Origin of the sequence: Azospirillum sp., from assembly GCF_035627195.1 — a bacterium.
GTDB lineage: Bacteria > Pseudomonadota > Alphaproteobacteria > Azospirillales > Azospirillaceae > Azospirillum.
Genome location: NZ_DASPMG010000109.1, coordinates 1 through 8,998, shown reverse-complemented (window position 1 = coordinate 8,998; position 8,998 = coordinate 1). Strand labels below are relative to the sequence as shown.

The 8,998-nt window shown below is 72.5% G+C and carries 9 protein-coding genes and 1 pseudogene; 3 read left to right on the top strand and 7 right to left on the bottom strand.

Going from position 1 to position 8,998, the window contains the following annotated elements; all coding sequences use genetic code 11:
- Both VED21_RS09940 and VED21_RS09935 read right to left on the bottom strand, forming a co-directional pair.
- Window positions 1–461, bottom strand: a pseudogene (locus tag VED21_RS09940) (NAD(P)(+) transhydrogenase (Re/Si-specific) subunit alpha); the annotation flags it as partial.
- Window positions 462–620: 159 nt separating this feature from the next.
- Entirely contained in the window at window positions 621–2,237 is a 1,617-nt protein-coding gene (locus VED21_RS09935) for an ABC transporter substrate-binding protein (RefSeq protein ID WP_324882184.1), read from the bottom strand.
- Between the two features lie 254 nt (window positions 2,238–2,491).
- Between VED21_RS09935 and VED21_RS09930 the strand changes: the two genes are divergently transcribed.
- The gene (locus VED21_RS09930; protein ID WP_324882183.1) at window positions 2,492–2,749 is read left to right on the top strand and encodes a DUF2312 domain-containing protein; all 258 of its coding nucleotides are present in this window, start codon (window positions 2,492–2,494) and stop codon (window positions 2,747–2,749) included.
- 44 nt (window positions 2,750–2,793) lie between these two features.
- On the opposite strand, the gene VED21_RS09925 is transcribed toward VED21_RS09930, so the two are convergent.
- The 4 genes from VED21_RS09925 to VED21_RS09910 form a co-directional block, all read right to left on the bottom strand.
- Entirely contained in the window at window positions 2,794–4,989 is a 2,196-nt protein-coding gene (locus VED21_RS09925; RefSeq protein WP_324882182.1) for an anthranilate synthase, read from the bottom strand.
- Between the two features lie 232 nt (window positions 4,990–5,221).
- Entirely contained in the window at window positions 5,222–5,713 is a 492-nt protein-coding gene (locus VED21_RS09920) for an RES family NAD+ phosphorylase (protein WP_324882181.1), read from the bottom strand.
- Between the two features lie 4 nt (window positions 5,714–5,717).
- Window positions 5,718–6,128 carry a type II toxin-antitoxin system Xre/ParS family antitoxin gene (gene parS / locus VED21_RS09915; RefSeq protein ID WP_324882180.1) on the bottom strand — a complete coding sequence of 137 codons (411 nt, stop codon included), beginning with the start codon at window positions 6,126–6,128 and terminating at the stop codon, window positions 5,718–5,720.
- 106 nt (window positions 6,129–6,234) lie between these two features.
- Complete coding sequence (locus tag VED21_RS09910) at window positions 6,235–6,891, bottom strand: cation transporter (protein WP_324882179.1); 657 nt, start codon at window positions 6,889–6,891, stop codon at window positions 6,235–6,237.
- Window positions 6,892–7,098: 207 nt separating this feature from the next.
- Between VED21_RS09910 and VED21_RS09905 the strand changes: the two genes are divergently transcribed.
- Window positions 7,099–7,536: a CBS domain-containing protein gene (locus VED21_RS09905; RefSeq protein ID WP_324882178.1), complete on the top strand. Its 438-nt coding sequence runs from the start codon at window positions 7,099–7,101 to the stop codon at window positions 7,534–7,536.
- Window positions 7,537–7,541: 5 nt separating this feature from the next.
- Here VED21_RS09905 and VED21_RS09900 read toward each other — a convergent pair whose 3' ends face one another.
- Entirely contained in the window at window positions 7,542–7,808 is a 267-nt protein-coding gene (locus VED21_RS09900) for a hypothetical protein (RefSeq protein ID WP_324882177.1), read from the bottom strand.
- A gap of 230 nt (window positions 7,809–8,038) precedes the next feature.
- Between VED21_RS09900 and VED21_RS09895 the strand changes: the two genes are divergently transcribed.
- The coding region (locus tag VED21_RS09895) for a response regulator (protein ID WP_324882176.1) at window positions 8,039–8,998 on the top strand (960 nt) is incomplete at its 3' end.

Below are 8,998 nucleotides of genomic sequence, written 5' to 3'. Positions count from 1 at the left end.
GCCGCGTCGACGACGGCCTTGTAGCCGGCGAGGTTGGCCTGGGAGGACAGCACGTCCATGACCTGCGCGCGGGTGATGCGCGGCATGAACTCCATGGCGAACGCGTTGACGCCGGCGTCGGCGTAGGCCTTCACCGCGTCGCGGCTGTCGTAGGGGTTGAGGATGGCGAACAGCATGGCGCCGCGCTTGATCAGCGCCAGCTCGTCCGCTTCGCCCTCGCCGGCCAGCAGCGGGCGCTGCACCTTCAGCACGATGTCGGCGTCGGCCAGCGCCGCCGCCGCGTCGGGCGCCAGGGTGGCGCCGGCGTCGGCGTAGGCTTGGTCGAGGATGTTGGCCCCCAGACCCGCACCGCTCTCCACCACCACGTCGAGGCCGAGGCCCTTCAGCTTTTTCACCGTCTCCGGCGAAGCCGCGACGCGCAGCTCACCGGCCCGTCGCTCCTTCGGTATGGCGACTTTCATTATGACTCTCCCTGCCGCGAAGTGTCCGAGCCGTAGGCAATCGGCACGAGAAGTGGGCATGTTTGCCGGATTCGGCGTCCTTTGTGAAGCCGCCCCGACCCCCAACGCGCATATGCGGATGGGGCCGCGCACCATACAGAGAGAGGTCAGGTTTGTGACCTACTCCAAAGGGTGGGTTCGTTCGGGCTTGACTTCGGTGGCGAGCGTGAACTCGTCGACTCGCGGAACGTACGAAAGGCCACGCCGCATCGCCCAGGTGCTGACCTCGTGGTAGAGGGGCAGCAGGGCGGCGTCCTGCATGGCCATGTCGGACGCCTCGCCCAGCAGGCCGGCGCGCTCCGCCGGGTCCATGGCGGTCACCGCCCGCTCCAGCAACGCGTCGAACGCCGCGTTGGAGTAGAGCCCGCGGTTGAGCTGCCCGCGCTGGCGCGTCGGTTCGCGCGTGGCGAGCAGCGACACCAGCATGTCCGACGTCTCGCCGGTGTTGGTGCCAAGGCCCGCCATCAGCGCGCTGAACTCCAGCCGGCCGGCGCGCGGGAAGAACTGGCTGCTGGGCAGCGCCTCCACCTTCGTCGCCACGCCCGCCCGCGACAGCATGACGCCGATGCTGCGCGCCACCGCCGGGGCGTTGACGTAGCGGTCGCTGGGCACGTGCAGCGTCAGCCCGAAGCCGTCCGGCCAGCCGGCCGCGGCCAGCAGGCGGCGGGCACCCTCCGGGTCGTGCGCGTCGGGCTTCAGGCGCGGGCTGACGCCGGGGAAGCCGTCGGGCAGCATCTGCCCGGCCGGAATCGCCAGCCCCTCCAGCACCTGTTCGGCCAGCAGCGTCCGGTTGATCGCCTTGGACAGGGCGCGGCGCACCCGCACGTCGCGCAACGGGTTGCGGTCCAGCGGCTTGCCGGCGCGGTCGGTGACGAAGGGGGAGCGGTCGCGCCCGCTGTCCAGACCCAGATAGACCAGCCGGCCGGACAGGCCGCTGACCACCGTCACCGCCGGGTCCTGGCGCAGGCGCAGCGCGTCGGCCGGCGGCACCTGGGCGATCACCTGCACCGCCCCGTCCAGCAGGGCGGCCACGCGCGCCGCCGGCTTGGGCAGCACGCGGAAGCTCACCCGCTCCCACGGCGGCGGGCCGGCCCAGTGGCCGTCGAAGGCGGCCAGTTCGATGGCGTCGCCGCGCTGCCAGCGGACCAGCCGGTAGGGGCCGGTGCCCACCACGGCGGCTCCGCTGTCGAACGCCTCACGCGGGGCGCCGGCCAGCCGTTCCGGGATGATGGCGAGCTGCGCCAGCAGGGCCGGCAGCGACGGCTCCGGCCGCTTGGTGGTGAGGAAGACCGTCAGGTCGTCGACCGCCCGCGCGTCGACCAGTGCCGCGAAGCGGGCCAGATGCGGGTTGGGGCTGTCGGTCGGTTGTGCTGCGCGCTTCAAGCTGGCCACCACGTCGGCGGCGCGCAACGGGGCGCCGTCGTGGAAGGTGACTCCGGCGCGCAGCGTGAACACCCAGGTGGTGTCGTTCAGCGCCTCCCACCGCTCGGCAAGGCCGGGCTGGAGGCGCAGCCGCGCGTCGGTGCGGGTGAGCGCGTCGAAGATGTGGCGCGCCAGCACGACATTGGGCGTCAGTCCCTGGTAGTGCGGATCGAGCGTGGTGACGTCCGACCCGAAGCCGATCGCCAGATCCTCCGCCCACGCACCCGTCGCCGTCCCGAAGGGAGCGAGCACCAGCAGCACCGCCAGGATCATGCGGCGGAGGCGGTTCGGGAAGCGGTTGGAACACAGCGGCATCAGGAAACGATTACCACGCGAATGTCTGCGAATTGTTAGCGTGCCTGAGATAACCCACGGTTGGGAAGCGTTCGCGGCTGCGAAGGGTCCCCTGAGGCCTTGCGCCGCACGGGCGCCCGGTGCCGCCGTGACAACCGCCCATCACGCCGAGCGCGCCGCTTGCCATCGGCGGGTCGCCCCGATATCGTCCCCCGCCACAGCGCAACCCGATACCCCCGTGAGGCCGGCGCCGCAGCCCCTCTGGAGACACGGACATGACGGACACCACGAACGACGTTCAGGGCATCGCCGCCGCCCAGCTTCGCAGCATCATCGAGCGCGTCGAGCGCCTCGAGGAGGAGAAGAAGGGTCTCGCCGACGACATCCGCGACATCATGGCCGAAGCCAAGGGCCAGGGTTTCGACGTCAAGATCATCCGGCAGATCATCAAGCTGCGCAAGATGGACCAGAGCGACCGGCAGGAGCAGGAAACGCTGCTCGACCTGTACAAGGCCGCGCTGGGCATGGAGTAAGCCGTCCGGCGTCGGGCCGCACCCGGCCCGACGCCGCCTTCCGCCTACGCAGCCGCTTCCATCCGCGCCCCCGCCAGATCGCGCATCACGTTGCCGATCAGCCGGGCGCCCACCCCGCCCTCCAGCGTGAGGATCGACTCGGGGTGGAACTGCACCGCCGCCACCGGGTGGTGCCGGTGCTCCAGCGCCATCACCAGCCCGTCCTCCGTCTCCGCCGTCACCCGCAGGCAATCGGGCAGCGTGTCGCGCCGCGCGAACAGCGAGTGGTAGCGGCCGACGGGGAAGCGTTCCGGCAGCCCGGCGAACAGCCGGCCGCCCAGCACACGCACGGCCGACGCCTTGCCGTGCACCGGCTCCGGCAGCACGCCCAGCGTGCCGCCGAACCGCTCGGCGATGCCCTGCAGTCCGAGGCAGACGCCGAACACCGGGATGCCCAGCGCCAGCGCCGCGTCCAGCGTGCCGGCCACGTCGAACTCCGCCGGCCGGCCCGGCCCCGGCGACAGAAGCACGAGGTCCGGCCGCATCTCCGCCAGCGCCGCGCGGGCGTGGAAATGGCGCAGCGTCGTCACCTCCGCCCCGGTCTGCCGCACGTAGTCGGCCAGCGTGTGCACGAAGCTGTCGTCATGGTCGACCAGCAGCACCCGCCGCCCCCGGCCAGGCGACTCGGCAGCCACCGTGGGGGAAGCCACGGGTGCCGTGCCGCTGATGGCGTCGAAGAAGGCCGCCCCCTTCAGGCGGCATTCCGCGTCCTCGGCGTCCGGGTCGCTGTCGGCCAGCAGCGTGGCGCCGACGCGCACGAAGGCGACGCCGTCCTGCATGCGGATGGTGCGCAGCGTCAGCCCGGTGTCGAGCCCGCCGTCGAAACCCAGCCGCCCGAAGGCGCCGCCGTACCAGCGGCGCGGGCTGGCCTCCACGTCCTCCAGGAACTGCATGGCGCGGCGCTTGGGCGCGCCGGTCACCGTCACCGCCCAGGTGTGGGTGAGGAAGGCGTCCAGCGCGTCGAAGCCGCCGCGCAGGCAGCCCTCCACATGGTCCACCGTGTGGATCAGGCGGGAGTACAGCTCGATCTGCCGCCGGCCCAGCACGCGCACCGAGCCGGGCTCGCACACCCGCGCCTTGTCGTTGCGGTCGACGTCCGTGCACATGGTCAGCTCCGCCGCGTCCTTGGCGGAGTTCAGCAGCGTCAGCACCTGCGCGGCGTCGCCCAGCGCGTCGGCCCCGCGCGCGATGGTGCCGGAGATCGGGCAGGTCTCCACCCGGCGGCCGGCGACGCGCACGTACATCTCCGGGCTGGCGCCCACCAGGAACTCGCCGTGGCCCAGGTTGATCAGCGCCTCGTACGGGGCCGGGTTGGCGCGCAGCAGGCGGCGGAACACGGCGGAGGGCTGGTCGGCGCAGGGTTCGGCGAAGGTCTGGCCGGGCACCGCCTCGAACAGGTCGCCGCGGCGGAAGGCGGCCTTGGCCTTCTCCACAACCGCCTGATAGGCGCCCGGGGCGTGGTCGTGTTCGGGGGCGGCGTTGGTGGTCGGGCGGTAGGCGTGCGCGGCGCCGCCGCCGGGCAGCCCGGCGGTGGAGATGCCGTCCACCGCGAAGCTGTAGGCGACGCGCAGCGCCACGCCCGCCGCCGGATCGGCCACCAGCAGCTCGTCCGGCAGGTAGAGCACGAGGTCGCGCTGGTCGTCCGGCCGCTCCAGCCGTTTCCTGATGGATTCGAACTGGAAGGCGAGGTCGTAGGCGAAGGCGCCGTACAGGCCGAGGAACGGGTCGCCCGGCAGCGCGAAGGCGTCGCGCAACGCGCGCAGCACGGTGAAGACGGAGGGCTGGCGGCTGCGCTCCTCCTCGGCGAAGCGGCCCTCCGGCCGGCGCACCAGGGCGGACAGGCGGCCCGGCGCCTCCTCCAGTCCCGCCAGTTCGGGCAGCGGACGCAACGCCGCGGCGACGGCGGGCAGCAGCACCCGCCCGCGCGGGTTCAGCGCCTCCACCCGCACCGTGCGCCCGCGCGCGGTGACGGCCAGCGCCGGATCGGCGAAGCCCAGCCGGAAGCGACGGTAGCGGCCGGGGGCCTCCACCCCGCTGGACAGCACGAGGCCGCGCCGGGTGTCGAGCGCGCCGGCCAGGGCGTCGAAGGCAGCGTCGGGGTCGGCCAGCCGCTCGGCCGTGCGGGTTACGGCCACGCCGCCGGGGGTGGTCGCGGCAAAGGTGTCCAGGTGGCGGGGATCGGCGAGGTACGGGGGGATCATGGGGCCTCCGGGTGTCGGATACGGCACGCCCGGAGATCCTTGTCGACGCCCTGCCCCCGCAATCGGGGCCCCGCAAACGGGAAAGGCCGCCCGGAACCTCCGGACGGCCTTCGTTGGGTGTGCTCACGCACGCGTCAGGGCCGCCCGGTTACTCGGGCCACCACCAACGACGCGAAAGGGTGAGCGAAACGGTCTGCATGCCCGCAACTTGGCCACAGGCGGAGCGGGGGTGTCAAGGCGGTTCGCGGAAGGCGGCGCCGAGGAGCGCCAGGACGCGCGGGTCGAAGGAGAACGGATGCGTCGCCACGACACGAGCCCGCGCCGCGTCCGGGTGAGCAGGGTTGAGCAGGATGTTGTGCTCCAGCGGAATGACGGCCGACGGTGCACGCAGCAGCGCCCCGTCGCGGCCGTCGAGCCAGCGGTTGCCGATCCCCTGGCACGCGGGCCACTGCGCCTTCTCCCGCCAACCGGCGGGAAGCTGTGCCGGATCCACGTCGGTCACGGGCAGGTCGTCGGGAAGGTCGACCTCCATCGCAACATAGTCGCGCGGCAGGAACTCGGGCGGCAAGTCGAGGTTGACCAGCACCTCCAGCGACGAGAGGGCGAGCGACGATCCGAGGTAGACGACCCGCCGCGGCCGCGTGTGCCAGCGCCCGTCGCCCATCTCGCCGCCGATGCCCTGAAGGTCGGCGTACGGGCGCCGTGCGATCCGCCAGACGCGCATGCGCTCAGGCCGCCATGCCGTGGGCGATCCGCATCAGCAGGTCTTCGACCAACTCACCGCCGGGCTCGGTCACCACGAGGTCGAGTGGTGCCCGCCCGCCGAGGGCACGGGTCGGCCGGCGCAGCCAGCGGTCCGCCACATCGCGGTCGCCGAAGGTTTCCTCGGACAGCGCGGCGATGCGGGCGACGCGCAGGGCGCGCTCGGTCTCTTCGGAGGACAGCGGGCGGCTCTGCGCCTTCCGGTGCGCGTAGGTCCGCCGCGGCAGCACAAGGCGGAAAAGCTCGTCCTTGCTCAGCGTGGTCAACGAAAGGGCATCGGCGGCGGCCACGGGAAGCCCGGCCTCGGCCACCCGCATCAGGTCTTCCTTGGTGCGAACGACCGAACCGACGGCATCGACACCGCCAAGGCGATCCATCAGGTGATCGAAACCCGTTCCTGTCCCCAGCGAGCCCTCTGGCATCCGTCCGCTCCGCGCAACATGCCCACATGATATGGGCATTTTGCACAGCAGGGCAACAGCCCTACCCCACGCGCACCCCGTGCTCCGCGCGCAGCTCGCCGAAGGCCTGGCGCAGGATGGACCACGCGGCGGTCAGCGACAGGCCGGCGATGCCGGCGGCGACGATGATGTCGGGCCAGCCGGTGTGCGTGCTCCACACGCCGGCACCCGCCACCATGACGGCGATGTTGGCCAGCGCATCGTTGCGCGAGCACAGCCAGACGGAGCGCATGTTGGCGTCGCCGCGCCGCCCGGCGAACAGCAGGGCCGCCACCGACACGTTGGCGGCCAGCGCCAGCAGGCCGATCAGGCCCATGGTCGGCGCGTCCGGCACCACGCCGGTCGACGCGTTCCACGCCGCCGACGCCACAACCCACAGCCCCATGGCGCCCAGCGACAGCCCCTTGACCACCGCGGCCCAGGACCGCCACTCCAGCGCCCGGCTCAACACCCACAGGCTGATGCCGTAGTTGGCGGCGTCGGCCAGGAAGTCCAGCGCGTCGGCGCGCAGCGCCGTGGAGTCCGCCCGCAGGCTGGCCGTCAGCTCGATGGCGAACATCAGTGCGTTGACCACCAGCGCGATGGTCAGGATGCGCCGGAAATCGGCCTGCCGGCCGCTGGGGCTCCCGGCCCCGCCCGTCCCGCCCGTCCCACACGATCCGCCGCAGCAACCGCCCATGACCTCAACTCCCCAATCCGCGAACGACCCTGGTGTTACCACACAGGATAGGCGGTCGGGAGCGCGACTTCCAGGTCAAACATTAGAATAAAGGCATGTTCGGACGGAGCGCGCGTGCCCCGCATGCCCGGTTGCACCCCGGCGGCCCGGCGCTAGATCCTTCCCCAAGTGGCGGACGCCACGCGAGCGAACCAGGGGAGAAGCGCCATGACCACCGTCGCGGAGTTGCTGGGTTCCAAGGGCCGCACCGTCGTCTCCATCCTTCCCTCGGAAAGCGTCGCGTCGGCGGCGGCGCTGCTGACGGAAAAGCGGATCGGCGCCGTCGTCGTGCGCGACCTGCGCGGCAAGCTGGTCGGCATCCTCTCCGAACGCGACATCGTGCGCGCCATCGCCGGGCGCGGCGAAGCGGCGCTGGACGAGCGGGTGGAGGAGCTGATGACCAAGGAGGTCCGCACCTGCAAGCCCGGCGATTCCGTGAAGGACCTGATGCAGATGATGACGCAGCGCCGCCACCGCCACGTGCCGGTGTGCGACGAGGCGGGCGACCTCGTCGGCATCGTCTCCATCGGCGACGTGGTCAAGGCCCGCCTCGACGAACAGGCGCACGAGGTGGCGGTGCTGCGCGACTTGACGCTGGTGCGGTAGGCGCCCTACTCCAAACCCTCTTCCCGCCGGCGGGGCCGTTCGGCCTTGTCGGCGTTGGGCGTCGGCGGGACGTTCGAGACGTTGCCGCTCGGCTGGTCGGCGCCGGGCGGCGGGGCGTCGGTGTAATCGCCGGTGGACACGCCCATGCCGTTGCCGGCCCGGCCGGGCGTCGGCGGCCCGCCGGTGATCGCGCCGTGCGTCGGCGTTTGCGCGTTCTCGACGGTCTGTTCCGGCGTCTGTTCCGTCGACTGCCGCTTGTCGTTTCCAGCCATGCTTTCCTCCTGTCGACCCCCGATCGGCCTATGCCCCGAGGCAACATGCCGACACCTGGGGAGTTCCGGGGGGATGTCCGGTCGGCGGCGCGCCGTGCGCCGAACGCGCCCGGCCCTGCCCGGCCGGCACCGGTTCAGGGAATGGCGCTAACCCCTCTCCACGTCCTGCATTCCGTCCCCCGCCTCGCAGATAGTGGCGTACCCGTTTCCCGGAGCCGTCCGCCACGACCATGCACGCACGCCCGACCTTCCGCCCGTTCAGCCGCCTGAAGATCCTCGTCGTCGACGACAACCCGCTGCTCCAGCGCGGGTTGAAGGAAATGCTGGGCATGACCGGCTGCGCCTGCGTCGTCGCCGCCGACGGCGTCGAGGCCAAGGCCATCCTGAAGCGCCAGCCGGTCGACCTGCTGGTCACCGACTGGGTGATGCAGCCGGTCGGCGGGGCCGCGCTGGTGCGCTGGGTCCGCGGCAGCCACGAAAGCCCGTGCAGCGAGCTGCCCATCCTGGTGCTGACCGCGCAGGCCGACGTCTCCACCGTGCGCGCGGCGTGGGACAGCGGCGTCGACGCCGTGCTGGCCAAGCCCGCCACCGCCGTGGAGATCGTCCGCCGGATCGAGGCGGTGCTGCGCCGCCCGCGCCGGCCGATGCCCCGCACGGGCGCCGGGACCGGCGGCCATGAAACGGCGGGCGGCGCCCGCCCGCATGCCAATCACCCGCACGGCCCGACCGGCGAGCCGGTGTTCCCCAGCGTGCCGCAGCAACCCCGCCGGCAGGTGGCGCACGCGGCACCGAGTGAGCCGGCGCCGGAAGCACCCCCCGTCCCGCAGCTTCCCTCCCCCTCCGCCAGTGCCCGCGAGGTGCGGCGGCGGCGGCGCCTGATGGCGGCGCTGGGCCGGCTGGAAGCCTTTGCCGACGCGCCGCAGGCCAACCCGGCGGCGTTGTGGCAGGCGGTGGCCGACCTGCAGCACGCCGCCGTCAACACCCCCGCCGCCGACCAGATCGCGTCCAGCCTCGCCACCTGCGTCACCGGCGTCGACCCGCGGGCATCCGGCTTCGTCGAGGCGTTCCACGCACACCTCGCGGCACTCCGCTGGCTGCTGTCGCGCAGCGACGCGGCGGAACGGGCGGAGAAGGCGCTGGTGCAGTGCCTGCGCTCCACCGTGCAGTCGCTGGTCGACCTGTCCCCCACC

What these genes read in the sequence shown, in the direction of transcription:
- VED21_RS09935 (WP_324882184.1), bottom strand. Translation starts at nt 2,237, where the DNA reads ATGCCGCTGTGTTCCAACCGCTTCCCGAACCGCCTCCGCCGCATGATC.
- VED21_RS09930 (WP_324882183.1), top strand. Translation starts at nt 2,492, where the DNA reads ATGACGGACACCACGAACGACGTTCAGGGCATCGCCGCCGCCCAGCTT.
- VED21_RS09925 (WP_324882182.1), bottom strand. Translation starts at nt 4,989, where the DNA reads ATGATCCCCCCGTACCTCGCCGATCCCCGCCACCTGGACACCTTTGCC.
- VED21_RS09920 (WP_324882181.1), bottom strand. Translation starts at nt 5,713, where the DNA reads ATGCGCGTCTGGCGGATCGCACGGCGCCCGTACGCCGACCTTCAGGGC.
- parS (WP_324882180.1), bottom strand. Translation starts at nt 6,128, where the DNA reads ATGGATCGCCTTGGCGGTGTCGATGCCGTCGGTTCGGTCGTTCGCACC.
- VED21_RS09910 (WP_324882179.1), bottom strand. Translation starts at nt 6,891, where the DNA reads ATGGGCGGTTGCTGCGGCGGATCGTGTGGGACGGGCGGGACGGGCGGG.
- VED21_RS09905 (WP_324882178.1), top strand. Translation starts at nt 7,099, where the DNA reads ATGACCACCGTCGCGGAGTTGCTGGGTTCCAAGGGCCGCACCGTCGTC.
- VED21_RS09900 (WP_324882177.1), bottom strand. Translation starts at nt 7,808, where the DNA reads ATGGCTGGAAACGACAAGCGGCAGTCGACGGAACAGACGCCGGAACAG.